The sequence below is a fragment of the Pseudomonas sp. NPDC008258 genome (assembly GCF_042956345.1).
In the GTDB taxonomy this organism is placed as follows: Bacteria; Pseudomonadota; Gammaproteobacteria; order Pseudomonadales; family Pseudomonadaceae; genus Aquipseudomonas.
Genome location: NZ_JBIBGE010000023.1, coordinates 33,798 through 57,652 on the forward strand (window position 1 = coordinate 33,798; position 23,855 = coordinate 57,652).

23 protein-coding genes and 4 tRNA genes are annotated in these 23,855 nt (G+C 62.0%); 19 read left to right on the forward strand and 8 right to left on the reverse strand.

Features of this window, described 5'->3' with window-relative positions; all coding sequences use genetic code 11:
• Window positions 1-29: 29 nt before the first annotated feature.
• From ACFY9W_RS18770 to ACFY9W_RS18785, 4 genes are all read left to right on the forward strand, one after another.
• Window positions 30-106, forward strand: a tRNA-Arg gene (locus ACFY9W_RS18770).
• Window positions 107-147: 41 nt separating this feature from the next.
• Window positions 148-223, forward strand: a tRNA-His gene (locus tag ACFY9W_RS18775).
• Window positions 224-275: 52 nt separating this feature from the next.
• Window positions 276-360: transfer RNA gene (locus ACFY9W_RS18780), tRNA-Leu, on the forward strand.
• Between the two features lie 44 nt (window positions 361-404).
• Window positions 405-480, forward strand: a tRNA-His gene (locus ACFY9W_RS18785).
• A gap of 76 nt (window positions 481-556) precedes the next feature.
• On the opposite strand, the gene ACFY9W_RS18790 is transcribed toward ACFY9W_RS18785, so the two are convergent.
• Together ACFY9W_RS18790 and ACFY9W_RS18795 are read right to left on the reverse strand one after the other, a co-directional pair.
• On the reverse strand, window positions 557-859 hold the full coding sequence (locus ACFY9W_RS18790; protein WP_391132915.1) for an XRE family transcriptional regulator: 303 nt from the start codon (window positions 857-859) through the stop codon (window positions 557-559).
• Entirely contained in the window at window positions 856-1,212 is a 357-nt protein-coding gene (locus ACFY9W_RS18795; protein ID WP_391132919.1) for a type II toxin-antitoxin system RelE/ParE family toxin, read from the reverse strand. Before ACFY9W_RS18795 ends, ACFY9W_RS18790 begins: the two co-directional genes overlap by 4 nt.
• Window positions 1,213-1,418: 206 nt before the next feature.
• Between ACFY9W_RS18795 and ACFY9W_RS18800 the strand changes: the two genes are divergently transcribed.
• The 7 genes from ACFY9W_RS18800 to ACFY9W_RS18830 all read left to right on the forward strand — a co-directional run bounded on the left by ACFY9W_RS18800 (window position 1,419) and on the right by ACFY9W_RS18830 (window position 10,442).
• On the forward strand, window positions 1,419-1,718 hold the full coding sequence (locus ACFY9W_RS18800; protein ID WP_391132922.1) for a DUF6388 family protein: 300 nt from the start codon (window positions 1,419-1,421) through the stop codon (window positions 1,716-1,718).
• Between the two features lie 246 nt (window positions 1,719-1,964).
• A complete protein-coding gene (tig, locus tag ACFY9W_RS18805; RefSeq protein ID WP_391132925.1) occupies window positions 1,965-3,278 on the forward strand; it encodes a trigger factor in 1,314 nt (437 codons plus the stop codon).
• A gap of 91 nt (window positions 3,279-3,369) precedes the next feature.
• A complete protein-coding gene (clpP, locus tag ACFY9W_RS18810; RefSeq protein WP_012271562.1) occupies window positions 3,370-4,011 on the forward strand; it encodes an ATP-dependent Clp endopeptidase proteolytic subunit ClpP in 642 nt (213 codons plus the stop codon).
• A gap of 108 nt (window positions 4,012-4,119) precedes the next feature.
• Window positions 4,120-5,403 (forward strand): ATP-dependent Clp protease ATP-binding subunit ClpX, encoded by a 1,284-nt coding sequence (gene clpX, locus ACFY9W_RS18815; RefSeq protein ID WP_391132928.1) that lies wholly within the window; start codon window positions 4,120-4,122, stop codon window positions 5,401-5,403.
• A gap of 164 nt (window positions 5,404-5,567) precedes the next feature.
• Window positions 5,568-7,964, forward strand: coding sequence for an endopeptidase La (gene lon / locus ACFY9W_RS18820; protein ID WP_391132931.1), 2,397 nt, complete (start codon window positions 5,568-5,570; stop codon window positions 7,962-7,964).
• A 152-nt stretch (window positions 7,965-8,116) separates the two neighbouring features.
• Entirely contained in the window at window positions 8,117-8,389 is a 273-nt protein-coding gene (gene hupB / locus ACFY9W_RS18825; RefSeq protein ID WP_003250246.1) for a nucleoid-associated protein HU-beta, read from the forward strand.
• A gap of 181 nt (window positions 8,390-8,570) precedes the next feature.
• Entirely contained in the window at window positions 8,571-10,442 is a 1,872-nt protein-coding gene (locus tag ACFY9W_RS18830; RefSeq protein WP_391132934.1) for a SurA N-terminal domain-containing protein, read from the forward strand.
• A gap of 177 nt (window positions 10,443-10,619) precedes the next feature.
• On the opposite strand, the gene ACFY9W_RS18835 is transcribed toward ACFY9W_RS18830, so the two are convergent.
• Window positions 10,620-11,660 carry a patatin-like phospholipase family protein gene (locus tag ACFY9W_RS18835; protein WP_391132937.1) on the reverse strand — a complete coding sequence of 347 codons (1,041 nt, stop codon included), beginning with the start codon at window positions 11,658-11,660 and terminating at the stop codon, window positions 10,620-10,622.
• Window positions 11,661-11,840: 180 nt separating this feature from the next.
• On the opposite strand from ACFY9W_RS18835, the gene ACFY9W_RS18840 reads away from it, so the two are divergent.
• From ACFY9W_RS18840 to ACFY9W_RS18850, 3 genes are all read left to right on the forward strand, one after another.
• Complete coding sequence (locus ACFY9W_RS18840; RefSeq protein ID WP_003250254.1) at window positions 11,841-12,119, forward strand: lipoprotein; 279 nt, start codon at window positions 11,841-11,843, stop codon at window positions 12,117-12,119.
• 14 nt (window positions 12,120-12,133) lie between these two features.
• Window positions 12,134-12,901 (forward strand): CHAD domain-containing protein, encoded by a 768-nt coding sequence (locus ACFY9W_RS18845; RefSeq protein ID WP_391132941.1) that lies wholly within the window; start codon window positions 12,134-12,136, stop codon window positions 12,899-12,901.
• Window positions 12,902-12,990: 89 nt separating this feature from the next.
• Entirely contained in the window at window positions 12,991-13,788 is a 798-nt protein-coding gene (locus tag ACFY9W_RS18850; RefSeq protein ID WP_391132944.1) for an acyl-CoA thioesterase domain-containing protein, read from the forward strand.
• Window positions 13,789-13,908: 120 nt separating this feature from the next.
• On the opposite strand, the gene ACFY9W_RS18855 is transcribed toward ACFY9W_RS18850, so the two are convergent.
• The 3 genes from ACFY9W_RS18855 to ACFY9W_RS18865 all read right to left on the reverse strand — a co-directional run bounded on the left by ACFY9W_RS18855 (window position 13,909) and on the right by ACFY9W_RS18865 (window position 16,738).
• Window positions 13,909-14,277 carry an Mpo1-like protein gene (locus ACFY9W_RS18855; RefSeq protein WP_391132947.1) on the reverse strand — a complete coding sequence of 123 codons (369 nt, stop codon included), beginning with the start codon at window positions 14,275-14,277 and terminating at the stop codon, window positions 13,909-13,911.
• Window positions 14,278-14,352: 75 nt separating this feature from the next.
• A complete protein-coding gene (locus ACFY9W_RS18860; protein ID WP_391132949.1) occupies window positions 14,353-15,831 on the reverse strand; it encodes a methyl-accepting chemotaxis protein in 1,479 nt (492 codons plus the stop codon).
• Between the two features lie 109 nt (window positions 15,832-15,940).
• On the reverse strand, window positions 15,941-16,738 hold the full coding sequence (locus ACFY9W_RS18865) for a TatD family hydrolase (protein ID WP_391132952.1): 798 nt from the start codon (window positions 16,736-16,738) through the stop codon (window positions 15,941-15,943).
• A 158-nt stretch (window positions 16,739-16,896) separates the two neighbouring features.
• Here ACFY9W_RS18865 and ACFY9W_RS18870 point away from each other — a divergent pair, with 158 nt between their 5' ends.
• The 4 genes from ACFY9W_RS18870 to greB all read left to right on the forward strand — a co-directional run bounded on the left by ACFY9W_RS18870 (window position 16,897) and on the right by greB (window position 19,905).
• Window positions 16,897-18,315 (forward strand): transglycosylase SLT domain-containing protein, encoded by a 1,419-nt coding sequence (locus ACFY9W_RS18870; RefSeq protein ID WP_391132955.1) that lies wholly within the window; start codon window positions 16,897-16,899, stop codon window positions 18,313-18,315.
• Window positions 18,316-18,428: 113 nt separating this feature from the next.
• On the forward strand, window positions 18,429-18,866 hold the full coding sequence (locus ACFY9W_RS18875; RefSeq protein WP_284355863.1) for a DoxX family protein: 438 nt from the start codon (window positions 18,429-18,431) through the stop codon (window positions 18,864-18,866).
• A 246-nt stretch (window positions 18,867-19,112) separates the two neighbouring features.
• A complete protein-coding gene (locus ACFY9W_RS18880; protein WP_391132958.1) occupies window positions 19,113-19,421 on the forward strand; it encodes a hypothetical protein in 309 nt (102 codons plus the stop codon).
• A 10-nt stretch (window positions 19,422-19,431) separates the two neighbouring features.
• Window positions 19,432-19,905 (forward strand): transcription elongation factor GreB, encoded by a 474-nt coding sequence (gene greB / locus ACFY9W_RS18885; protein ID WP_391132961.1) that lies wholly within the window; start codon window positions 19,432-19,434, stop codon window positions 19,903-19,905.
• A gap of 126 nt (window positions 19,906-20,031) precedes the next feature.
• Here greB and ACFY9W_RS18890 read toward each other — a convergent pair whose 3' ends face one another.
• A complete protein-coding gene (locus ACFY9W_RS18890; RefSeq protein WP_391132964.1) occupies window positions 20,032-22,539 on the reverse strand; it encodes an FtsX-like permease family protein in 2,508 nt (835 codons plus the stop codon).
• Window positions 22,539-23,222: an ABC transporter ATP-binding protein gene (locus ACFY9W_RS18895; protein WP_016714756.1), complete on the reverse strand. Its 684-nt coding sequence runs from the start codon at window positions 23,220-23,222 to the stop codon at window positions 22,539-22,541. The genes ACFY9W_RS18890 and ACFY9W_RS18895 overlap by 1 nt, the downstream gene beginning before the upstream one ends.
• A 10-nt stretch (window positions 23,223-23,232) precedes the next feature.
• Between ACFY9W_RS18895 and ACFY9W_RS18900 the strand changes: the two genes are divergently transcribed.
• The gene (locus ACFY9W_RS18900; protein WP_391132968.1) at window positions 23,233-23,838 is read left to right on the forward strand and encodes a GDSL-type esterase/lipase family protein; all 606 of its coding nucleotides are present in this window, start codon (window positions 23,233-23,235) and stop codon (window positions 23,836-23,838) included.
• Window positions 23,839-23,855 lie beyond the last annotated feature (17 nt).

Sequence of the window (23,855 nt, forward strand, 5' to 3'; positions counted from 1 at the left end):
GGTCTCATTCGGTTAGGCTTCAAGCTTAAGCGCCCGTAGCTCAGCTGGATAGAGCATCCGCCTTCTAAGCGGATGGTCGCAGGTTCGAGTCCTGCCGGGTGCGCCATTAGGCAGCTTTGGCAAGCAAGTAGGCTGTAATGCAATATGGTGGGCGTAGCTCAGTTGGTAGAGCGCTGGATTGTGATTCCAGTTGTCGTGGGTTCGATTCCCATCGTCCACCCCATATTCTTCAAGGGCGCCTCGATAGCATCTGGCGCCTTTGTTTTAAGCGTTACGCGGACGTGGTGAAATTGGTAGACACACTGGATTTAGGTTCCAGCGGCGCAAGCTGTAAGAGTTCGAGTCTCTTCGTCCGCACCATGCTTCTGTAAGGTTGTACCGCAACATCGTAACACCGCAATATGGTGGGCGTAGCTCAGTTGGTAGAGCGCTGGATTGTGATTCCAGTTGTCGTGGGTTCGATTCCCATCGTCCACCCCATATTCTTGAAGAGGCGCCTTGATCGTGAGATCAGGCGCCTTTTTTGTTTTTGGGTCTTCAGCAGTGGCTGGCTTGCTCAGGCGAGGGCGGGGCCGTTCTCCGGTACCAGGCGTACCTCTACACGTTGCCCAAGGGCTCGCGCTGCGCTGGCCAACGTGGCCAGTGTCATGCCTGGGTCATTCTGGTCCAGTGCGCGATCAACGGCAGTTCGGCTGGTGTGCATGCGTTCGGCCAGTACCTTCTTGCTGATTTTTTGCGCCTTCATGGTTTCGGCGATCTGCCAGGCGATCACGCGCTTGAGGGCGGCTGCAGATACCTCTTCGGCAAGCTGCTCGCCTGCCAGAAAGTCGTCGAAATCGGTGCCTATATGTGGGTTCATTGCGGGTGCCTCTCTATGGCGGCTTTGCGCTGTCTGGCGGTGGCCAGGTCTGGCGCGGGTGTTTTCTGGCTCTTCTTGATGAAGCCGTGAAGCAGGATCATGGTGTTTCCGTCCACGGTAAAAAGAACCCGGGCGATTCGGTTTGCCAGGTTTATCCTGGCTTCCCACAAGGCATTTTCGAGCTTTCTGACAAGGGGCATGCCGAGTGGCCAACCAATCTGAATTGTCTTGATCTCGGTGCCTATAAGGTACTTGTCTGTGGGCTGGAGGGATGCCAGCCATTCGCGTACGGGTTCGTTGCCGGCCTCGGTGCGATAGAAGTGTGCTTTGAGTGTCAGCTTGTTCCTGTCCATGGAAGTGTACCAAAAAAGGTACTCCATTCAAGCTGTCGGCGCGTCCCCATGCCATGGGGCGTCTCCTGCGATGCCGTAAGGCAATTCGCCGGGCGGTAAATCAATGCGACTTGCCCCTTGTAATCCTCTAGTGACACCCCAATAAAAGCTGTTAGATTTCAGCCGGTTGAAACATCGGCCCATTTGGCCGGTAGAGGAACAGCCCGATGATCGCAAAAGAATCCCGTCAGGCCCTTGCGCTACAGCGCTTTGCCGAAGCCAATCCGCAGCTGCTTGAGGAAATCCGCGAGCTGGATGCGCGCGAGCAAGCCCAGCAGATCGAGTGGGCGTTCGAGGAAGCAGCCGACGAGCAGGGTATTCAGCCCTGGGAGCTGGCGCTGCAGTTGATCGCCGAAACTCCGGAGCAGCTGAAGGCCATGCGCCTGGAAACGCATCGTGAGGTGGCCGAGGCGCTGGGGCTGGAATGGGAAGAGTACTGCCAGTTCAACGAAATCGATCCTGAATAAAGGAAGCGAGGCCGTTGTTGGCGGTTGTTTGACAAGGTATTTCGGCTGCAGGGCGCCCAGGTGTCGTGCGGCCCTTATTGAAACAGGCTCGGCGGTATGCCGTGCGGGCCTTGAAAGTTAATCGACCGGCGTGGTTTCCCGTCGTCCCGTGTGGGGTGACTTCTGCTGCGCGACTCACTAGAATGCTTGCCCTTGATTCTGGAGTCGGGCTAACGCCGGCTAACGTCTGTGCAACGAGGAATATCCATGCAAGTTTCTGTTGAAAACACTTCCGCTCTCGAGCGCCGCATGACCATCGCCGTTCCGGCCGAGCGCGTCGAGAACGAAGTCAACAAGCGTCTGCAGCAGACTGCCAAGCGCGCCAAGATCGCGGGCTTCCGTCCTGGCAAAGTGCCGATGAACGTGATCCGTCAGCGCTTCGAAGCTGACGCTCGTCAAGAGGCTTTCGGTGACCTGGTCCAGGCTTCCTTCTACGAAGCCATCGTCGAGCAGAAACTGAACCCGGCTGGCGCTCCGTCCGTAGAGCCAAAATCCTTCGAAAAAGGCAAGGATCTGGAATTCGTCGCCGTCTTCGAAGTGTTCCCTGAGTTCACTGTTGCTGGCCTGGAGTCGATCAACGTCGAGCGCCTGAGCGCCGAAGTGGCTGACGCCGACCTGGACAACATGCTGGAAGTGCTGCGCAAGCAGAACACCCGCTTCGAGGCCGTCGAGCGCGCCGCGCAGAACGACGACCAGGTCAACATCGATTTCGTCGGCAAGGTCGACGGTGAAGTGTTTGCCGGTGGTTCGGCCAAGGGCACCCAGCTGGTACTGGGCTCCGGCCGCATGATCCCAGGCTTCGAAGAAGGCCTGGTTGGCGCCAAGGCTGGCGAAGAGCGCGTTGTCAACGTGACCTTCCCAGAGGACTACCAGAACCTGGACCTGGCTGGCAAAGCCGCCGAGTTCACCATCACCGTCAACAGTGTTGCCGCCCCTGCGCTGCCAGAGCTGAACGAAGAGTTCTTCGCCCAGTTCGGCATCAAGGAATCGACCCTGGAAGGCTTCCGCAACGAAGTTCGCAAGAACATGGAGCGTGAACTGCGTCAGGCGATCAAGACCAAGGTGAAGAACCAGGTCATGGACGGTCTGCTGGCCGCCAACCCGATCGAAGTGCCAAAAGCGCTGCTGGAAAACGAAGTCAACCGTCTGCGCGTGCAGGCTGTTCAGCAGTTCGGTGGCAACATCAAGCCTGAGCAGCTGCCAGTCGAGCTGTTCGAAGAGCAAGCCAAGCGCCGCGTAGTGCTGGGCCTGATCGTGGCCGAAGTGGTCAAGCAGTTCGAGCTGAAGCCGGACGACGCCAAGGTTCGCGAAATGATCGAAGAAATGGCTTCGGCCTACCAGGAGCCTGAGCAGGTCATCGCCTGGTACTACAAGAACGACCAGCAACTGAACGAAGTGCGTTCGGTTGTGCTGGAAGAGCAAGTTGTAGATACTGTTCTGCAGAAAGCGACTGTGACCGACAAGTCGGTCTCGTACGAAGAAGCCGTAAAACCAGCTGAGGCTCCTGCCGCTGCTGAGTAACAGGCTACTCTCGTAGGAAACCCCCACAAGCCAGCCTTCGCGCTGGCTTGTGCGTATTCAAGCCATGACTATTTGGGAGTGAGCGCAGGACATGTCCCGCAATTCTTATATTCAGCAGAGCTCTGACATCCAGGCCGCAGGCGGTCTGGTCCCGATGGTTATCGAGCAGTCCGCCCGTGGCGAACGCGCCTATGACATCTACTCGCGCCTGTTGAAGGAGCGAGTGATCTTCCTGGTAGGTCCTGTAGAAGACTACATGGCCAACCTGGTGGTGGCGCAGATGCTGTTCCTTGAGGCGGAAAACCCGGACAAGGATATCCATCTTTACATCAACTCCCCTGGCGGTTCGGTGACTGCCGGCATGTCGATCTACGACACCATGCAGTTCATCAAGCCGGATGTCTCCACCATCTGCATCGGCCAGGCCTGCAGCATGGGTGCCTTCCTGTTGACTGCCGGTGCCAAAGGCAAGCGTCACTGCCTGCCCAACTCGCGGGTGATGATTCACCAGCCGCTGGGCGGCTTCCAGGGCCAGGCTACCGACATCCAGATCCACGCCCAGGAAATCCTCAGCATCAAGGCGCGTCTCAACGAGCTGCTGGCCTACCATACCGGCCAGGACCTCGAGACCATTCAGCGTGATACTGAGCGTGACAACTTCATGAGCGCCTCGCGCGCGGCCGAGTACGGCCTGATCGACTCGGTCTACGACAAGCGGCAACTGGCCTCCTGAACCGGGGTGCCAGAGCAGGCAGGCGCCCAAAGCGCCTACCTGCGGACTTGAAAAAGCCCGCAATTGCCTTCATCTTGTGTTGCAAGCCTACCGGATTGGATCGATCGAATGACTGACACCCGTAACGGCGAGGACAGCGGCAAATTGCTCTATTGCTCCTTCTGCGGCAAAAGCCAGCACGAAGTGCGCAAATTGATTGCCGGGCCCTCGGTATTTATCTGCGACGAGTGCGTCGACCTGTGCAATGACATCATCCGTGAGGAGGTGCAGGAAGCCCAGGCCGAGAGCAGCGCGCACAAATTGCCTTCGCCGAAAGAAATCAGCGGCATCCTTGACCAGTACGTCATTGGTCAGGAGCGCGCGAAAAAGGTGCTGGCCGTAGCGGTGTATAACCACTACAAGCGCCTGAACCAGCGTGACAAGAAGGGCGACGAAGTCGAACTGGGCAAGAGCAACATCCTGCTCATCGGGCCGACCGGCTCGGGCAAGACCCTGCTCGCCGAAACCCTTGCACGGCTGTTGAACGTACCGTTCACCATTGCTGACGCCACCACCCTGACCGAAGCCGGTTATGTGGGTGAGGACGTCGAGAACATCATTCAGAAGCTGTTGCAGAAGTGCGACTACGACGTGGAAAAGGCCCAGATGGGCATTGTCTACATCGACGAAATCGACAAGATTTCGCGCAAGTCGGACAACCCGTCCATCACCCGGGACGTTTCGGGCGAGGGCGTGCAGCAGGCACTGCTGAAGCTGATCGAAGGCACTGTGGCTTCGGTCCCGCCGCAAGGCGGCCGTAAACACCCGCAACAGGAATTCCTGCAGGTTGATACCCGCAATATCCTGTTCATTTGCGGTGGTGCCTTCTCGGGCCTGGAAAAGGTCATCCAGGGCCGTTCCACCAAGGGTGGCATCGGTTTTGGCGCCGAAGTACGCAGCAAGGAAGAGGGCAAGAAGGTTGGTGAGTCCCTGCGTGAGGTCGAACCGGACGATCTGGTCAAGTTTGGCCTGATTCCGGAGTTCGTTGGCCGTCTGCCAGTGCTGGCTACCCTCGACGAGCTGGACGAGGCTGCTTTGATGCAGATCCTCACCGAGCCGAAGAACGCCCTGACCAAGCAGTATGCCAAGCTGTTCGAGATGGAAAGCGTCGACCTGGAGTTCCGCAGCGATGCGCTCAAGGCTGTCGCTCGCAAGGCCCTGGAGCGCAAGACCGGCGCCCGTGGCCTGCGTTCGATCCTCGAAGGCGTCCTGCTCGACACCATGTACGAAATTCCTTCGAAGAAGGATGTCAGCAAGGTGGTGATCGACGAGAGCGTCATCGATGGTAGCTCGCAGCCGCTGATGATCTACGAGAACAGCGAGCCACAAGCCAAGGCCGCGCCAGACGCCTGATCCAGGCAAAGGCCGGTTGATGGTTGCAAGCAAGGAAGGGGCCTACGGGCCCCTTTCTGCTTTTCCTGCGCTAGCGCTTGTAATTTCCCAAGCGTGCCCCCACATTAGGTCCAAGCATCATTTCCACCGGTTTCCGGCCATAAGGCCGCTGTAGAGGCGAAATCATGAAGACCACCCTCGACTTGCCTCTTTTGCCATTGCGCGATGTCGTTGTTTACCCGCACATGGTTATCCCGCTGTTCGTGGGGCGCGAAAAGTCCATCGAAGCCCTTGAGGCAGCGATGACGGGCGAAAAGCAGATCCTCCTGCTGGCCCAGAAGAATCCAGCCGACGACGACCCGGGTGAAGACGCCCTGTACCGCGTCGGTACCGTTGCCACCGTACTGCAATTGCTGAAACTGCCTGACGGCACCGTCAAAGTGCTGGTCGAGGGCGAGCAGCGCGGCGCCGTGGAGCGTTTTACCGAAGTAGAAGGGCACATCCGTGCCGAAGTCTCCCTGATCGACGAAACCGACGCTGCCGAGCGCGAGTCGGAAGTGTTCGTGCGCACGTTGCTCTCGCAATTCGAGCAGTACGTGCAGTTGGGCAAGAAAGTCCCTGCCGAAGTGCTGTCTTCGCTGAACAGCATCGAAGAGCCGGGGCGCCTGGTCGACACCATGGCCGCACACATGGCCTTGAAGATCGAGCAGAAGCAGGAAATTCTCGAAATTGTCGACCTGACCACGCGTGTCGAGCATGTGCTGGCGCTGCTGGATGCCGAAATCGATCTGTTGCAGGTCGAAAAGCGTATTCGCGGTCGGGTCAAGAAGCAGATGGAGCGTAGCCAGCGCGAGTACTACCTGAATGAGCAGATGAAGGCCATTCAGAAAGAACTCGGCGATGGCGATGAAGGCCACAACGAAATCGAAGAGCTGAAAAAGCGCATCGAAGCCGCTGGCCTGCCCAAGGATGCCCTGACCAAGGCCCAGGCCGAGCTGAACAAGCTCAAGCAGATGTCGCCGATGTCGGCTGAGGCCACCGTGGTGCGTTCGTACCTCGACTGGCTCGTACAGGTGCCGTGGAAGGCCCAGAGCAAGGTGCGCCTGGACCTGACCAAGGCCGAGGAAATTCTCGATGCCGACCACTATGGCCTGGAAGAGGTCAAGGAACGCATCCTCGAGTACCTTGCCGTGCAAAAGCGCGTCAAGAAAATCCGTGGTCCGGTGCTGTGCCTGGTTGGCCCGCCCGGCGTCGGCAAGACCTCGCTGGCCGAGTCGATCGCGGCTGCCACCAACCGCAAATTCGTGCGCATGGCCCTGGGTGGCGTGCGTGACGAGGCCGAAATCCGTGGCCACCGCCGTACCTACATCGGCTCCATGCCAGGTCGCCTGATCCAGAAAATGACCAAGGTGGGCGTGCGCAACCCGCTGTTCTTGCTCGATGAAATCGACAAGATGGGCAGCGACATGCGTGGCGACCCGGCTTCGGCGCTGCTGGAAGTGCTCGACCCGGAGCAGAACCACAACTTCAACGACCACTACCTGGAGGTTGATTACGACCTCTCGGACGTGATGTTCCTGTGTACCTCGAACTCGATGAACATCCCGCCGGCGCTGCTTGACCGGATGGAAGTCATCCGCCTGCCGGGTTACACCGAGGACGAGAAGATCAACATCGCGGTCAAGTACCTGGTGCCCAAGCAGGTCAAGGCCAACGGCTTGAAGAAGGAAGAGCTGGAGGTCGACGTTTCGGCGATCCGCGACATCATCCGCTACTACACCCGCGAAGCCGGTGTGCGGGGCCTGGAGCGGCAAATTGCCAAGGTCTGCCGCAAGGTGGTCAAGGAACATACCGGGCAGAAACAGGTCAAGGTCAAGGTGGCCAGCGAGCAGCTGGAGCACCTGCTGGGCGTGCGCAAGTTCCGCTACGGCCTGGCCGAGCAGCAGGACCAGATCGGCCAGGTCACCGGCTTGGCATGGACCCAGGTGGGCGGCGAATTGCTGACCATCGAATCCGTGGTCATCCCCGGCAAAGGTCAGCTGATCAAGACCGGCTCGCTGGGTGATGTGATGGTCGAGTCGATCACTGCCGCGCAGACCGTGGTGCGTAGCCGCGCCCGCAGCCTGGGTATTGCCGCCGACTTCCATGAGAAGCACGACGTGCATATCCACATGCCGGAAGGCGCCACGCCGAAGGACGGCCCAAGCGCCGGTATCGGCATGTGCACCGCGCTGGTGTCGGCGCTGACGCAGATTCCGGTGCGTGCCGACGTGGCCATGACCGGTGAAATCACCCTGCGTGGCCAAGTGCTGGCCATCGGTGGGCTGAAGGAAAAACTGCTGGCGGCACACCGTGGCGGGATCAAGACGGTGATCATTCCAGAGGAGAATGTTCGCGATCTGAAGGAGATTCCTGAAAATATCAAACAGGATCTGCAGATCAAACCGGTCAAATGGATTGACGAAGTCCTGCAAATTGCGCTGCAATACGCCCCGGAGCCCTTGCCAGATGTGGCTCCTGAGATTGTCGCGAAAGATGAAAAGCGCGACGGTGATGCTAAGGAAAGAATTAGCACACATTAGTAGTTTTAGGCTGGGGGGCTTTCCTTGACAGTTTTTTCGGGGCCTTGCTATAAAGCGGCACGCTATTGTCATCAGGCCACCCAGCGCACGTTTCATAAGCTTTTCATTACATACTTAGAAACAAACTCAATAGAGAAATAAGGGGACTTAGAGTGAACAAGTCGGAACTGATTGACGCTATCGCCGCATCTGCTGACATCCCGAAAGCTGTAGCCGGCCGTGCGCTGGACGCAGTCATCGAATCCGTCACCGGCGCCCTGAAGCAAGGTGACGATGTGGTACTGGTTGGCTTCGGTACCTTCTCGGTCAAGGAGCGCGCCGAGCGCACCGGCCGTAACCCGCAAACCGGCAAGGCGATCAAGATCGAAGCCGCCAAGGTTCCAGGTTTCAAGGCAGGCAAAGGCCTGAAAGACGCCGTCAACTAAGTCGTCTTTCAGCCGGACCCGGCCTGGCCTGGTCCGAGCACGGTGAAGGCGGGGCGCAAACGTTCCCGCCTGACACGTTTGCTAAGCAAAGGCGCATCCTCGGATGCGCCTTTCTTTTATCAGGTTTCTACCCACGCTCCGCGGTTGTCGACGCAGTGGTACAGCCGTTTCTGGGGGACGCATGCTGCAAAATATCAGGGACAATTCACAAGGTTGGATTGCCAAGACCATCATCGGCCTTATCGTCGTTTTGATGGCGTTGACCGGTTTCGAAGCCATTTTCCAGGCCGCCACCCATAGCCAGGACGCCGCCAAGGTGAACGGCCAGACCATCAGCCAGAACGAGCTGAGCCAGGCGGCCGACATGCAGCGCCGTCAGTTGATGCAACAGCTGGGCAAGGATTTCGACCCGGCGCTGCTGGATGACAAATTGCTGCGTGAAGAGGCGCTCAAGGGCCTGATCAGCCGCAAGCTGCTGTTGCAGGGCGCCGAAGATGCCAAGTTCGCCTTCTCCGAGGCCGCGCTGGATCAGGTGATCCTGCAGACGCCGGAATTCCAGGTGGACGGCAAGTTCAGTGCTGACCGTTTCGACCAGGTCATCCGCCAGATGGGCTACGGCCGCATGCAGTTCCGTGACATGCTCGCCGAAGAAATGCTCATCGGCCAGCTGCGCACCGGCCTGGCCGGTAGCAGCTTTGTCACCGACCAGCAGGTCGATGCCTTTGCCCGCCTGGAGAAGCAGACCCGTGACTTCGCCTCCCTGACCTTCAAGGCCGACCCGGCTGCGGTAAAGGTCAGCGACGAAGAGGTCAAGGCGCACTACGACCAGCACGCGAAGGAGTTCATGTCGCCTGACCAGGTGGTGATCGACTACATCGAGCTGAAGAAGTCGGCGTTCTTCGATCAGGTCAAAGTGACTGACGAAGAGCTCAAGGCCCAGTACGAGAAGGAAATCGCCAACCTCGCCGAGCAGCGCCACGCCGCGCACATCCTCATCGAGGTCAACGACAAGGCCACCGACGCACAGGCCAAGGCCCGTGCCGAAGAGATCGGGCAGCGCCTGGCCAAGGGCGAAGACTTTGCCGCGCTGGCCAAGGAGTTCTCCCAGGACCCGGGTTCCGCCAACAACGGTGGTGACCTTGGCTTCGCCGGCCCTGGTGTGTACGACCCGGCGTTCGAAGAGGCGCTGTACAAGCTGCGGGATGGCCAGGTATCGGCACCGGTGCGCACCGAGTTCGGCTACCACCTGATCAAGCTGTTGGGTGTGCAGGCACCGGAAGTTCCGAGCTTCGCCAGCCTGAAGGACAAGCTGACCCGCGACCTGAAGATTCCGCTGGTCGAGCAGCGTTACGTCGACGCCAGCAAGCAGCTGCAAGATGCTGCCTACGAGGCTTCCGACCTGGCCCAGCCGGCCCAGGACCTGAATCTCAAGGTGCATACCTCCGCAGCCTTCGGCCGCGAGGGTGGCGAAGGCATTACCGCCAACCGTTCGGTGGTGCAGGCAGCGTTCTCCGAAGAAGTGCTGGACGAGGGTGCCAACAGCACGGCCATCGAGCTCGACCCGGAAACCACCGTGGTACTGCGCGTCAAGGAGCACCGCAAGCCGGAGCAACTGCCGCTTGAGGCCGTGGCCAAGAACATCAGCGAGCAGCTGGCTAAAGAGAAGGCGACTGCCGAACTCAAGGCCAAGGCGGACAAGCTGATCGCCGGCCTGCGTGACGGCTCCATCGCGGCGGGCAGCGTGCATGAAGGGCAAGGCTGGAAGGCCTATGAAGCCGTGACCCGTGGCGAGGACGGTATCGACCCGGCCGAACTGCAAGCACTGTTCCGCCTGGGCAAGCCGCAAGCCAAGGACAAACCGGTGTATGGCAGCGTAGTGCTGCGTGACGGTAGCCTGGTAGTGCTGCAGCTCAAGGGCGTCAACGAAGGCGCTACTGCCACCGACGAAGAGAAGCAGCAGATCCGCCGCTACCTCGCGTCGCGTGCAGGCCAGCAGGACTTTGCGGCCTTCCGCAAGCAGCTGGAAGCCAATGCGGACATCACCCGGTACTAAGGTGATCGTTGCATGAAGAAACAGGCCGCCTCGCGCGGCCTGTTTCGTTTCTGGCGCCTGTAAGGGCCTCATCGCCGGCAAGCCAGCTCCCACAGGTACCCCACAAAGCCTGAAGCCTCTGTGATACCTGTGGGAGCTGGCTTGCCGGCGATGAGGCCCATACAGGCAATACAAAGCCTACCGCTTCACGCCCTCATAGCTATCCAGCGTATCCCGCGCAATCTCCCGCCCCAACGCAATCAGCTCTGGCGCCTTGTAGAACTCGAAAAACCGGCATACCCGCTTGGGCACGTTGATCAGCACATCCGGTGGATAGCCGGCGATCTTGTACTGCGCCAACGACGTCTGCATGACTTCGAAGCTCTGGTTGATCAAGTCCAGCAGCGAAGCAGGCCCCACGTTGTCGATGATGAACGAGCCGGTCGCCGACTTTGGCGCGCCCTCGCGTTCCGGCGCCGCCGCCGGTTGCTGGCCTTCCGGGTCGGCGGCATCTGCCAGCCACGGGTTCGGCGGTGCCAGCCCTTCGGCGACGATTTCCTGTTCGATGCGCATCAGCTCCTCCGCTGGCTTGCGGCGGAACGGCAAGCGGGAGCCAAGCGAGCTCAACAGGGCGTCAAAACGCATCTTGAACGCCGCCGGGCGCTCGATCACCGGCAACTGATACTGCTTCTGGTTGGTGGCGTTAAGATTGACCGCGATGATCAGGTCGCAGTGGCTGGATACCACCGGCACGATCGGCAGCGGGTTGAGGATGCCGCCGTCGACCAGCATGCGGTTGCCTTGCATCACCGGCGTAAACAGGCTGGGAATGGCCGCCGAGGCGCGCATGGCCTGGTGCAGGCAGCCCTCCTGGAACCAGATTTCCTGCTGGTTTGTGAGGTCGGTGGCAACGGCTGTGTAAGGGACGCGCAGTTGTTCGATGTTGATTTCGCCGACGATCTTGCGGATCTGCCCGAACACCTTGTCGCCGCGGATGGCACCAAGGCGAAAGCTGACGTCGACCAGGCGCAGCACATCCAGGTAGTCCAGGCTTTCGATCCAGTTGCGGTAGTCCTTCAGCTTGCCAGCGGCGTAGATGCCGCCAATCACTGCGCCCATGGAGCAGCCGGCGATGCAGGCGATGTCGTAGCCGCGGCGTTCGATTTCCTCGATCACGCCAATGTGTGCATACCCCCGGGCGCCGCCCGATCCCAGTACCAGTGCCACACGTTTACTCATGAGCTTTCCTCGGGCTGTGCAACCATGGTCCTACAATGCACCCTGGGTGGCCTGTGCTTCAATGTAGATCGCGCTGAGCTACTGTGATAATGCTGGCCACGCAAAGCAGGCTGGCCAGGGCACTTTTCTGATGCCCGGGCGTCGAACAGCCACTGTTTTTTCACCATTGAGGTCATACCGATGAAAGCCTGGATCTGCCTTCCACTGATTGCCCTGGCCCTCGCTGGCTGCGCGGGCAAGACGGCCTACCGTGACAGCTGCGCGACCCAGCTGGATGCCGCCTGGAAGGAACTGGACCTGGCCAAGGCCGAAGGCTTTGCCGGTGCAGTGAGTTACTCCAAGGCCTTGTCACTGCTGACCGGGGCCAAGACCCAGCAGCAGTTCGAAGGTTACGAAAGCTGCACGCGCAAAGCTGAAAAGGCGCGCTTCTACATTCGTGAGTCCCGCGCCGGGCGCTGACCAAGGAGCGTCGTATGTCTGCCATGCTCGACCATGTCGTTGCCCAGATGCTGACGGTGCAGGTTCGCCTGTTGGCCTGTCGCGAGCGCCTGGCTGCCGATACCGACAGCGAGGCCCTGCACGACCTGCGTATCAGCCTGCGGCGCCTGCGCAGCCTGCTGAGGCCTTTGCGCGGGATGCCTGGCGTGGAGCAGCTGGAGGCTGCAGCCGGAGCGTTGGGCACCCTGACCACGCCGTTGCGTGACCGGGAGGTGTTGGCAGCCGAGCTGATCGGGCGCGGATACGCCGCAGCTGGGCAGCGGCGCCTGGAAGGGCGTGGCAGGACCTTTGCCAGCGTTGCCGCCAGCCCGCAGCTGACCCGGGTGCTGGCGATTGTTGATGCGTTCCCACTGTTCCTGCGGGCGGCCGGGCGCGAAGGGCTGGCCAGGTCGCTGGACAAACGCATCGACAAGCGCCTGGTCAAACAGTGGCACAAGTTGCACGAAGCCTTGCAAGACCCTGCTCACGACCGCCACCGGCTGCGCTTGCTGATCAAGCGTGCGCGCTATGGCGACGAGGCCTACCCGCAACTCGATCACGCCGGCAAGAAACTGCAGCGCTTGCTGAAAAAGGCACAGGGCGACCTGGGCGACTGGCATGACCGCCTGCAGTGGCTGCTACAGGCGCGTGAGCATGCCGACCTGAGCCCCTGCAAGGCCGTTTGGGAGCAGGAACTGCACGAGGCTGAGCGCCAGTCGGATGTGACGCTGGATGCCCTGTTGCAGGCGCTGGCGCGTCGCTAGCCCGAAAAATGACCGATATGCGGGCTGATCGCTCGGGGTTTGCTGGCTAGGATGGGCAGAACTTATTCGCTGCTGGCAGGAGCCGGTCAATGAACTTCAATCAACTGCTCGACGCTGTACGGGCCAACCCGGCTTCTGTCAGCATCCCGCCCAGCTGGGCCCAGGGGCGCGCTGCCTTTGGCGGGCTGATGGCGGCCATGGTTTATGAAACCATGCGCCTCAAGCTCACCGATGGCCGCCCTGTGCGCTCCCTGGCCATCAGCTTCGTTGCGCCCGCAGCAGCCGATGTGCCAATCCGTTTCGAGGTGGAAGTGCTGCGTGAAGGCAAGGCGGTCAGCACGTTGCTGGGGCGTGCCGTTCAGGATGGCCAGGTGGTAACCCTGGTGCAGGGCAATTTTGGCGCAGGGCGGCCTTCCGTGGTTGATGTACCGGCGTTGCCGGCCATGGAAATGAAAGCACTCCAGGATGCGGCCCCCGAACTGCCCTATATCAAGGGCATCACCCCCGAGTTCATGCGGCATGTCGCCTTGCGTTGGGCGGTGGGTGGGTTGCCGTTCAGTGGCAATCAGTCGCGCAAGATGGGTGGCTGGGTGCGCTTGCGGGACGTGGCAGAAGAACAAGTCAATGAAGCGCACCTGCTGGCGCTGGTCGATGCCTGGCCGCCAAGCCTGATGCCGTTCATCAAGCAGCCTGCTGCGGGCAGCACGTTGACCTGGACCATCGAATTCATCCAGCCTACGGCGAAACTGTCGACCCTGGACTGGTGCCGGTATTGCGTGGAAACCGAGCATGCACGCGATGGATATGGGCACGCTGCTGCAGCGTTGTGGACGGCAGAGGGCGAATTGCTGGCCTTGAGCCGCCAGACCGTCACCGTTTTCGCCTGAATCAATCCTGGGAGCGCTGCGCGCTCCTTTCGCGACGCAAGGCCGCTCCCACAGGAACTGCGCAGATTCCTGTGGGAGCGGCCTTGCGTCGCGATTGGGCTGCAAAGCAGCCCCTTGGCGTCAATGCCGGTGCTTATGCCGCTCCCGCCAGGCCTTCCACCATGCCCCGCTCAACACAAAGCGCGGGAAGGTAATGAACTGCTCGGTCAGCAAGCGTTGCACGGCATCCTGGTGGTTGGCGAATGGCTCGGGCTGTTCCGCCTCCAGACGGTGGCCCTGGCGTTGCAAGCCAAGGCCTGCAATCAGGGCGATCACGCCGACGGCAATTTGCCCCAGGTCCAGGGCGAACAGGCCAGAGAGAACCAGCAGCGCCCCAAGAATGAACAGCGGCACGGCAATCAGATGCAACACCAGGTTAGCCGGGTGGCGGTGGTTGTGGTGGTAGCCGCGCCATTGCCAGGCGGGCAGGTTGGGCAGGCGTTTACTCATGGGCATTTCCTCTCGGACATGCTCAAAGCTTAGTGCGGCCCCCGGGCGGGGGCCAATCGAGGCTGGCTATGGCGATTATAGCTTGAGCTGGCCAATGGCCTTGTTCAGTTCGCCAGCCAGGGTAGCCAGTTCGTTGCTGGTGGTCGCCGAGCCTACTGTCTGCTGCACGGTTTGTTCAGTGACATCACGGATGCTCACCACCGCGCGGTTCATTTCCTCGGCCACCTGGCTTTGCTGCTCTGCGGCCACGGCAATCTGGGTGTTGCTTTCGCGCATCTGCGCCACCGCACTGGTGATCTCGGCCAGCGCTGCGCCTGCTTCCTGGGCCTGTCGCACACAGTCGTCAGCCTTGTACGAGCTTTCCTGCATGAACTCCACGGCATCGCGGGTGCCCGACTGCAGCGCCGATACCATCGTGGTGATCTCGTCGGTAGAGGTTTGCACACGCTTGGCCAGGTTACGCACCTCGTCGGCCACAACGGCAAAGCCGCGGCCCAGGTCGCCGGCGCGTGCGGCTTCGATGGCAGCGTTGAGGGCCAGGAGGTTGGTCTGCTCGGCGATGCTGTGGATCACGCTGACCACACTGTTGATCTTCTGGCTGTCTTCGGCCAGCTGGCGGATCATTTCGGCGGTTTGCTGTACGCCGCTGGACAGCCCGGAAATCGAATCCTGTACCCGGCTGACCACCTCTTTGCCGCTGCCGGCCAGGGTATCGGCGGCCTGCGACAGGTCACGGGTGGCGCCGGCATGCTGGGCAATGTGGTGCACCGTCGCCGACATTTCGTTGATGGCAGTGGCGGCCTGGTCGGTTTCGCTCTGCTGGCCAAGCATGCCGTGACGCACGTCGCTCATGCTGGCGGCCAGGCGCATGGCGCCCGAGTCCAGTTGCGCCGCCGTATGGGCAACGGTGCTGACAACGCGGTGGTAGGTGGCCTGCATGGCATTGAAGGCCCCGGCCATCTGGCCAACCTCGTCACCGCAGGCCAGTGGCACGCGGGCAGCCAGGTCGCCGGTCTTTTCCACGTGCAGCATCACATCCTTCAGGGTATTGAGCTGGCTGAGCAGGAAGCGGATCAGCAACTGCGAAGCGCCCAGCATGGCCAGCATCAGGATCAGCACGCACACCGCATAATTGCTGAAGCGCTCGAAGAATACCTGGCGCAGGCTGGGGGCCTGGGCCAGCACGGCCAGGTGCTGGTCGCCATTGCGCAGCACCTGCGCGCCGCGCAGCGGGTTGTCGCCAAGGACCCATGCGCTTGGCAGTGCGACCCAGCCCTGGGCGTTGCGCAGGGCGTCAAGGGTTTCACCGGCAAAGGTTGGCGTTTGCCCGGTCGACCAGCTGATGACGTTGGGCGGGCGCGGCAGTGCTTGCCCGGCGGGCCAGGCGGCCAGCAACTGGGCTTGCGCTGCCGCCTGGGCCTGCGCCGCGTCGGCCCGGGCGCGTTGCTCCAGGTGCACGGCGTAGAGCACCAGCAGCAAGGTCGTGACAAAGGCCACCGCGTTGACGGCCCAGAATTTGTATTTCAGGGAAACATTGCTAAGCCAGGCACCCATGGGCAGGTCTTCTCTGAGTTGAGCGGGAACAATATTGGCAAGGTGCCATCATTGTGCCCGCATCTGCCCAGCACGATGTTGATGCATATCAACAACCCAAGCGCGGGGTTCAGGGCAGTTGGAAGAACGCCCGGGCCGTCGCGGTGGTATGGGCTGCCGTATGCCCGGGCGCTTCACCGCGGTGCAAAGCCACTTCACGCAGCACCTCTGGCAAGAATGCGGGTTCGTTACGCCCGTTTTTCGGCTTGGGCCGCAGGCTGCGGGGCAGCAGGTAGGGTGCATCGCTTTCCAGCATCAGTCGCCCTTCGGCAATGTTGCCCACCAGCGGGTGCAGGTGGGTACCGCGGCGCTCGTCGCAAATCCAGCCGGTAATGCCAATGTGCAGGTCCATGTCCAGGTAGGCGAACAGCGCCTCTCGCTCGCCGGTAAAGCAGTGCACGACTGCGCCGGTCAGGTGGTCCCGATAATCCTTGAGGATCGCCAGCAAGCGCTCACTGGCATCGCGCTCATGCAGGAACACGGGGAGCCGAAGCTCCGCGGCCAAGGCCAACTGGGCTTCCAGGGCTTTTTCCTGCAGTGGGCGAGGGGAGAAGTCGCGGTTGAAATCCAGGCCGCATTCGCCCACGGCGCGCACGCGTGGTTCACTCAACAGCTGGCGCAACTGGCGCTCGCTGCCGGCATCCCAGGCTTTGGCGTCGTGCGGATGAACACCCGCTGTGGCATACAAGTGTGCGCCGCTTGTATCCAGCTGTTGGCACAGCTCCAGCGCCTGCTCGCTGACCGCCAGGCTGGTGCCTGTCAGCACCATCTGCGTGACCCCGGCTTCAAGGGCGCGCTCGACGATTGCCGCCTGCTGGTCTTGGAAACTGCTATTGGTCAGGTTGACGCCGATATCGATCAGTTGCATGGTGCTATCTCGTGCCGCGGGGCGGCCAGCATAGCAAAAACCGCGTTTTTCTAAAAAAAACCAAGAACTTCATGCTGTTGCCGTGGTCTTTTGCCGTCATTTCTCAATCGGCGGTGCAACCCATGGATGCCGCCCACCGACCATGGACACGTTTTCGCATGCTGCGATGCTGGCTCACCTCCCTGTTGACGCTCGGGCTGACCATTGGGCTTACACTGCCCAGTGATGCCCATGCGCGCGCGCCAGGCCCGCAGCAGAATATTCCACCTGCCAAGGTGCGTGACCTGCAACAGATTCGCACCAGCCAGGTGCTGAGGGTGCTGGTCAATCAAAGCCGCAACAGCTCCGGTGAGGTCAAGGGCGAGCCGGTCGGCATCGAATACTATCGCCTGCGCGCCCTGGAGCATTACCTCAATGCCCGTGCCGCCGATGGCCAGGAGATCCAGCTCAAGCTCATCCCGCGGGCCAAGGAGCAGCTGCTGGGCGCCCTGGCCCGTGGCGAGGGCGACCTGGCAGCGCCGGGCGAGCTGCTTGACCCCAGCACAGTGCGCGGCGTCAGCAGCAGTGCGCCGATCCTCGATCAGGTACCGCTGATGCTGGTTGGGCGCAAGGGCGAACGAAGCTTCAGCAAGGTAGAACAGCTTTCCGGGCGTACCGTGGCGTTGACCAGCGCCAGTGCGGCCGGGCCGCTGATCCAGCAGGTGAACCAGCAACTGGCATTGCGCAAACGGCCGCCGATCAAGGTGGAGTGGGTCGACTCGACACTGGCGGTGGAGGATGTGCTGGAGATGGTGCAGGCCGGCATCTACCACCTCACGGTAGTCGAGCAGCCCATTGCCCGACGTTGGGCGCGCGTGATGCCGCGCCTGCGCCTGGATAGCCGGGTGCACCTCGGGGCGCCGCAAGCCATGCGCTGGTATGTGGGGCGTGATGCGCCACAATTGCTGACTGCGGTCGATCACTTCCTGAAGGGGTACCGCGCGCCAGACAACCAGGATGCTGCATTCGAACGCATCTACCGCCGCCAGTACCGGGTGCACAACCCGTTGGCCGGCAAGGACCGCCAGCGCCTGGCCTCGGTGCGGGCGGTGCTGCAGAAGCATGGCCAGGCGCAGCAGATCGACTGGCTCAACCTGGCCGCACTGGCGTTCAAGGAGTCGACGCTCAACCCGGCAGCACGCGGCACTGGCGGTGCCCACGGGCTGATGCAGATAACGCCTTCTGCGGCCCAGCGGGTAGGGGTGAGCAACACCGCCACAGTGGATGGCAATGTGCAGGCCAGTGCCCGCTACCTCGCGCTGATTCGGCGCAAGTTCTTCGCCAGTGCCAAAATCAACGAGCGTGAGCGCATGGCCTTTGTGCTGGCGGCCTACAACCTCGGGCCTGAGCGGGTCCAGGCCATGCGTGCCGAAGCCCGGCGCCGGGGCCTGAACGGTAACCAGTGGTTCTTCCAGACCGAGCGCATCGCCATGGAGCAGGTGGGCATGGGGCCGGTCAACTTCGTTAATAGCGTCAACAAGTACTTCCTGGCGTTCAACCGGGAGCGTGCTGCCCTGGAGCGTGTGGCCAAGCGTTGATAAATCGATTTAATCGATTGTTATGTTGGGTTTTTTGCGATTTTCATATCAGGTGAATTGATTATGATGGCGCCCATACCAACACAACTTCTCCGCTTCAAGGACGCTTCGACATGAACAACACAACCCTCAATGCCCTGTTCTCCACCCGTGCCGGCGCTGGCCTCAGCGTTATCCGCATCCTGGTTGGCATCATTTTCATGGCACATGGCGCGCAAAAACTGTTCGGACTGTTTGGCGGCTATGGCCTGGAAGGTACCGGCCAGTGGATGGAAAGCATCGGCCTGGCCCCGGGCTACCTGATGGCCCTGCTGTCCGGTAGCGCCGAGTTCTTCGGCGGCCTGGCCCTGGTGATCGGCCTGCTGGCCCGCCCGGCAGCCCTGGCGCTGACGGTGACGCTGGTGGTGGCAATCCTCTCGGTTCACATCGGCAACGGCCTGTTCATGTCCAACAACGGCTATGAGTTTGCCCTGGCGCTGCTGGCCGGCACTGTTGCGGTCATGATCGAAGGCGCTGGCCGCTTCTCGCTCGACCGCCTGATCGCCCGGTAATCAGCTGCAAGCTGTGAGCTACAAGCCGCAAGCAAGAGCGGGCCAGTACTCGGCCTGCTTTTGCTTGCGGCTTGTAGCTTGCAACTTGTAGCTCATCGCTCTAGCATACCGCCTGCGCCGATTTAAACAGCTACTTGCGGGGCGCAGGAAAGCCCCCTCCGGGCCATCCGAAATACCGCTAAAGCGCTGGTTCGGTGACGCCTCCCACCGCTGCCCAGCGGGATTCGCGAGGCGGAGAAAAGCTCCATGAGTTGCCCACGTACCAGTGTCTGTTTGAGCCCTTTGCCTGCCAACCAGGCGTCCCGCACACCGCGCATCCTGCTCGGCGGCCAGCATCAGCCCACACTTTTGCGTCACCTCGAAGGCCTGTCCCGGCGCAAGGGCCAGGCACGCGCCTTTCTGATCCAGTTCGCCGAAACCGGCTGCCATCTTGCGCAGTATGGCAACGACCGTTTCGACCTGGCCGTGATCCAGGCCCCGGCGCCGGGTGAGGCCGCCGACGTCATCGGCCATCTCACCCGCATCGCGCGCCAGGGCCTGATTACCCGCCGCTGAGGAGCGCCTGTTGAGCACCAACATCATCACCACGGAAGGCCATGAGGCGCTGAAAAAAGAGCTGGATCACCTGTGGCGGGTGTATCGCCCGGAAATCACCCAGAAGGTCGCCTGGGCGGCATCGCTGGGTGACCGTAGCGAGAACGCCGACTACCAGTACAACAAGAAGCTGCTGCGCGAAATCGACCGCCGGGTGCGTTACCTGCGCAAGCGTCTTGAGGATGTGAAGGTGGTGGCTTATTCGCCACAGCAGGAAGGCAAGGTCTTTTTCGGCGCCTGGGTCGAGATCGAGAATGATGATGGCGAGACCATGAAGTTTCGCATTGTCGGCTATGACGAGATCTACGGGCGTAACGATTACATCTCGATCGACTCGCCCATGGCCCGTGCCTTGCTCAAGAAAGAGGTAGGCGATGAGGTGGTGGTGCACACGCCGACCGGTGAAGCGACCTGGTATGTGAACAGCATCACTTACGGCCAGTGACTTGGTGTCGACTGAGCCGGCCTCTTCGCGGGCTTGCCCGCTCCCACAGGGTTATCACAGCATTAGAAAGCTGTGCCGGACCTGTGGGAGCGGGCAAGCCCGCGAAGAGGCCGGTACAGGCAACCATCAGCTGTCGCGCAAAACCGCCAACGGGCTGGCATTCAAAGCCCGCCGCGTCCCCAACACCCCCGCACCGCCTACCAGTAGCGCCCCTGCCAGCGGTAATGCCAGCAACCACGGGTGCGGGCTCCACTGCAAGTCAAAGGCATAGCGGTACAACACCAGTGTGATCAGCTCGCACCCCACTGCCGCCAACAGCCCACTGGCCGCGCCCAGCAAACCGAACTCGATACGCCGCGCCTTCACCAGCAGCGGCCGCGCCGCTCCCAACGCACGCAGCAAGGCCCCTTGGCGAATGCGTTCATCCAGCGTTGCCTGCAAGCCAGCGAACAGCACTGCCAGCCCGGCCGCCAGCACAAACAACAGCACATATTCCACCGCCAGGGTCACCTGGGCGAGGATGCTGCGCAATTGGTCGAGCAAGGCATCCACCTGCAGGATCGTCACCGCGGGGAATGCCCGCGACAGCGCCACCACATCCAGGTCATGGCCCGGCGCCAGGTAGAAGCTGGTCAGGTAGGTGGTCGGCAGCCCCTGCAGCGTGCCAGGCTGGAAGATCATGTAGAAGTTGGGTTGGAAGCTGTCCCAGTGCACGCTGCGCAGGCTGCTGACGCGGGCCTGGCGTTGCTGGCCGCCGATGTCGAAGGTCAGCAGGTCGCCCATTTGCAGTTTCAGGCTGGTGGCCAGTTCCGCCTCTACCGAAACCCCGGGGATTTCATCGTCGGCAGGCATGGCTTGCCACCAGTTGCCGGCAGTCAGAGCGTTGCCTTCGGGCAGTTCGGCGGCCCAGGTCAGGCTGAGGTCGCGCTGTACGGCGCGCTCGCCTGCCGACTCCTTGCTGACGATTTGCTGCACCGGTTTATCGTTGATTTGCACCAGGCGGCCGGGTGTCACCGGGTACAGGGGCGCTGAAGCGGCGTTGACCTGGTGCAGGCGTTGCGCAAACGGTTCACGGTCATCCGGCAGGATGTTCAGGGCGAAATGGTTGGGCGCATCCTTGGGCAACTGGGCTTGCCAGGTGTCCAGCAATTCAGCGCGTAGCAGGGCGACCAGGGCCATGGCCAGCAGGATCAGGCCGAAGGCCAGGGCTTGCCCTGCGGCGGCCGTGGGGTGGCGCAACAGCTGGCCCAGCCCCAGGCGCCAGGTCAGCGGCGCACCGGCCAGCAACTGGCGCAGGCTGCGCAAGCCGAGCAGCAGCAGGCCGCCGAGCAGCAACGCAGCGACCAGGCCGCCACCGAGCAAGGCGAAGGTGAGCAGCAGGTCAAGGCTGAGGCGCCACATGATCAGGCCCAGGGCGAGCAGGGCGGCGCCGTACACCAGCCAGCTGCTGGGTGGTATCGGCAACAGGTCGCGGCGCAGTACCCGCAATGGGGGCACCTGGCCCAGTGCAGCGATGGGGGGCAGGGCGAAGCCGGCCAGCGCCACCAGCCCAGTGCCGATACCGGCCAGGGCAGGCACGATACCACCGGCAGGTACTACGCTGGGCAGCAGGCCATGCAGCAGACGGAACAGGCCCAGTTGGGCCAGCCAGCCGAGCAAGGCCCCGGCCAGCGCGGCGACCAGGCCGAGCATGGCCAGTTGCAGGCAATACAGGCCCAGTGCCTGACGGCGCGACAGGCCCAGGCAGCGCAGCAGGGCACTGGCATCCAGGCGGCGTGCGGCGTAGCGGCTGGCTGACAGGGCCACCGCAACGCCAGCCAGCAGCACCGCCACCAGGCTGGCCATGTTCAGGTAGCGTTCAGCCTTGCCCAGTGCGCCGCCGATCTGTTGGTTGCCATCACGGGTGTCGCGCAGGCGCTGATTGGCGGCCAGGTCCTTTTCCACCGCCTGGCGGTATTGGGCCAGTGCCGCAGCATCGCCGCGCCACAGGTCGCGGTAGGTGACCCGGCTACCCGGCTGGATCACGCCGGTGGCTTCCAGGTCGGCCAGGTTCATCATCACCCGCGGGGTAAGGCTGTAGAAGTTGTTGGCGCGGTCCGGTTCGTAGGTCAGCACGCGGCTCATGCGCAGGGTTTTCATACCCACGTCGATGCTGTCGCCAATCGCCAGCCCCAGCGCAGCCAGCAGGCGGGGCTCGACCCAGGCCTCGCCAGGTGCCGGGCCGCCGCCTGGGGTTTCCTCGGCATAGGGTGCCATTGCGCTGCGTACCTGCCCGCGTAACGGGTAGGCGCCATCGGCAGCCTTTACACTGGACAGCTGGATGCCGTTGTCGCCGCCCACCACGCTGGTGAACTCGACTACCTGTGCGTGGCGCAGGCCAAGGGCCGTGCCGCTATCGATCTGCTGCTGGCGGGCTGGAGCGCTGCCCTGCAGTACCAGGTCGGCGCCCAGGAACTCGCTGGCGCGCAGTTGCATGGCACCGTTGAGGCGGGCGCCGAAATAGCCGATGGCGGTGCTGGCGGCCACTGCCACCAGCAGGGCGAAGAACAGGACGCGAACTTCGCTGGCGCGGATGTCACGCAGCAACTGGCGCAGGGCCAGGCCCCACAGGCGGGACAATGGCATGTGATTCATCAGGCCTCCACCGGGGCCACCAGGCGGCCCGCATCCAGGCGGATCTGGCGACGGCAGCGCCGGGCCAGGCGTTCATCATGGGTGACCAGTACCAGGGTGGTGCCGCGCTCCTTGTTCAGCTCGAACAGCAAGTCACTGATACGCTCGCCGGTGTGGCTGTCGAGGTTGCCGGTGGGTTCGTCGGCAAACAGCACGGCAGGCTGTGCGGCGAAGGCGCGGGCGATGGCGACCCGCTGTTGCTCGCCGCCCGACAGTTGCCGTGGGGTGTGGCTCAGGCGTTTGCCCAGGCCAACCCGTTCCAGCAGGGTGCGCGCGTGTTCGCGTGCATCGCGGCGGCCGTCCAGCTCCAGCGGCAGCATGACGTTTTCCAGCGCGTTGAGGCTGTCGAGCAGCTGGAACGACTGAAACACGAACCCGACATGTTCGGCGCGCACCCGGGCCCGCTGGTCTTCATCCAGTGGCCCCAGGTCATGGCCAGCGAGGATGACCTTGCCGGCGCTGGGCTGGTCGAGGCCGGCCAGCAGGCCAAGCAGGGTCGACTTGCCCGAGCCCGAAGCGCCGACGATGGCCAGGCTGTCGCCCTGGGCCAGGTCGAGGGAGAGTGCGTGGAGGATGGTGAGATCACCTTCCGCGCTGGGGACCACTTTGCTAAGGTTCTGCGCAACGAGAATGCTGGGGCCCATGGAGAATCCGATGCGAGTGTGGTGGTTGAGTGCCGGTCTGGCCCTGTATTGCCTGGCCCAGAGCGCGGCGGCGGGAACACTGCTGGTTGTCGGCGATAGTATCAGCGCCGGTTTTGGCCTGGATAGCCGCCAGGGTTGGGTCTCTTTGTTGCAGGCCCGGCTCAAGGACGAAGGTTTCGACGACAAAGTGGTCAACGCCTCGATCAGTGGCGACACCAGTGCAGGTGGCCAGGCGCGGCTGCCGGCGCTGCTTGCAGCCCACAAGCCGAGCCTGGTGGTGCTGGAGCTGGGCGGCAACGATGGGCTGCGTGGGCAGCCTCCCGCGCAATTGCAACAAAATCTTGCCTCGATGATCGAGAGTGCGCGCCAGGCCGGTGCCAAGGTAGTGCTGCTGGGCATGCGCCTCCCACCGAATTATGGCGTGCGCTATACCACCGCGTTCGCCAAGGTGTATGAACAATTGGCTGCGGACAAGCAGGTGCCATTGGTGCCGTTTTTCCTCGAAGGGGTAGGGGGTGTGCCTGAATTGATGCAGGCCGATGGTATCCACCCGGCCCAGGGTGCTCAGCAGCGCCTGCTGGAAAATGCATGGCCAGCGATAAAACCCTTGCTGTGACGCTTTAAACGGGGCCG

What these genes read in the sequence shown, in the direction of transcription:
- ACFY9W_RS18790 (WP_391132915.1), bottom strand. Translation starts at nt 859, where the DNA reads ATGAACCCACATATAGGCACCGATTTCGACGACTTTCTGGCAGGCGAG.
- ACFY9W_RS18795 (WP_391132919.1), bottom strand. Translation starts at nt 1,212, where the DNA reads ATGGACAGGAACAAGCTGACACTCAAAGCACACTTCTATCGCACCGAG.
- ACFY9W_RS18800 (WP_391132922.1), top strand. Translation starts at nt 1,419, where the DNA reads ATGATCGCAAAAGAATCCCGTCAGGCCCTTGCGCTACAGCGCTTTGCC.
- tig (WP_391132925.1), top strand. Translation starts at nt 1,965, where the DNA reads ATGCAAGTTTCTGTTGAAAACACTTCCGCTCTCGAGCGCCGCATGACC.
- clpP (WP_012271562.1), top strand. Translation starts at nt 3,370, where the DNA reads ATGTCCCGCAATTCTTATATTCAGCAGAGCTCTGACATCCAGGCCGCA.
- clpX (WP_391132928.1), top strand. Translation starts at nt 4,120, where the DNA reads ATGACTGACACCCGTAACGGCGAGGACAGCGGCAAATTGCTCTATTGC.
- lon (WP_391132931.1), top strand. Translation starts at nt 5,568, where the DNA reads ATGAAGACCACCCTCGACTTGCCTCTTTTGCCATTGCGCGATGTCGTT.
- ACFY9W_RS18830 (WP_391132934.1), top strand. Translation starts at nt 8,571, where the DNA reads ATGCTGCAAAATATCAGGGACAATTCACAAGGTTGGATTGCCAAGACC.
- ACFY9W_RS18835 (WP_391132937.1), bottom strand. Translation starts at nt 11,660, where the DNA reads ATGAGTAAACGTGTGGCACTGGTACTGGGATCGGGCGGCGCCCGGGGG.
- ACFY9W_RS18840 (WP_003250254.1), top strand. Translation starts at nt 11,841, where the DNA reads ATGAAAGCCTGGATCTGCCTTCCACTGATTGCCCTGGCCCTCGCTGGC.
- ACFY9W_RS18845 (WP_391132941.1), top strand. Translation starts at nt 12,134, where the DNA reads ATGTCTGCCATGCTCGACCATGTCGTTGCCCAGATGCTGACGGTGCAG.
- ACFY9W_RS18850 (WP_391132944.1), top strand. Translation starts at nt 12,991, where the DNA reads ATGAACTTCAATCAACTGCTCGACGCTGTACGGGCCAACCCGGCTTCT.
- ACFY9W_RS18855 (WP_391132947.1), bottom strand. Translation starts at nt 14,277, where the DNA reads ATGAGTAAACGCCTGCCCAACCTGCCCGCCTGGCAATGGCGCGGCTAC.
- ACFY9W_RS18860 (WP_391132949.1), bottom strand. Translation starts at nt 15,831, where the DNA reads ATGGGTGCCTGGCTTAGCAATGTTTCCCTGAAATACAAATTCTGGGCC.
- ACFY9W_RS18865 (WP_391132952.1), bottom strand. Translation starts at nt 16,738, where the DNA reads ATGCAACTGATCGATATCGGCGTCAACCTGACCAATAGCAGTTTCCAA.
- ACFY9W_RS18870 (WP_391132955.1), top strand. Translation starts at nt 16,897, where the DNA reads ATGCTGCGATGCTGGCTCACCTCCCTGTTGACGCTCGGGCTGACCATT.
- ACFY9W_RS18875 (WP_284355863.1), top strand. Translation starts at nt 18,429, where the DNA reads ATGAACAACACAACCCTCAATGCCCTGTTCTCCACCCGTGCCGGCGCT.
- ACFY9W_RS18880 (WP_391132958.1), top strand. Translation starts at nt 19,113, where the DNA reads ATGAGTTGCCCACGTACCAGTGTCTGTTTGAGCCCTTTGCCTGCCAAC.
- ACFY9W_RS18890 (WP_391132964.1), bottom strand. Translation starts at nt 22,539, where the DNA reads ATGAATCACATGCCATTGTCCCGCCTGTGGGGCCTGGCCCTGCGCCAG.
- ACFY9W_RS18895 (WP_016714756.1), bottom strand. Translation starts at nt 23,222, where the DNA reads ATGGGCCCCAGCATTCTCGTTGCGCAGAACCTTAGCAAAGTGGTCCCC.
- ACFY9W_RS18900 (WP_391132968.1), top strand. Translation starts at nt 23,233, where the DNA reads ATGCGAGTGTGGTGGTTGAGTGCCGGTCTGGCCCTGTATTGCCTGGCC.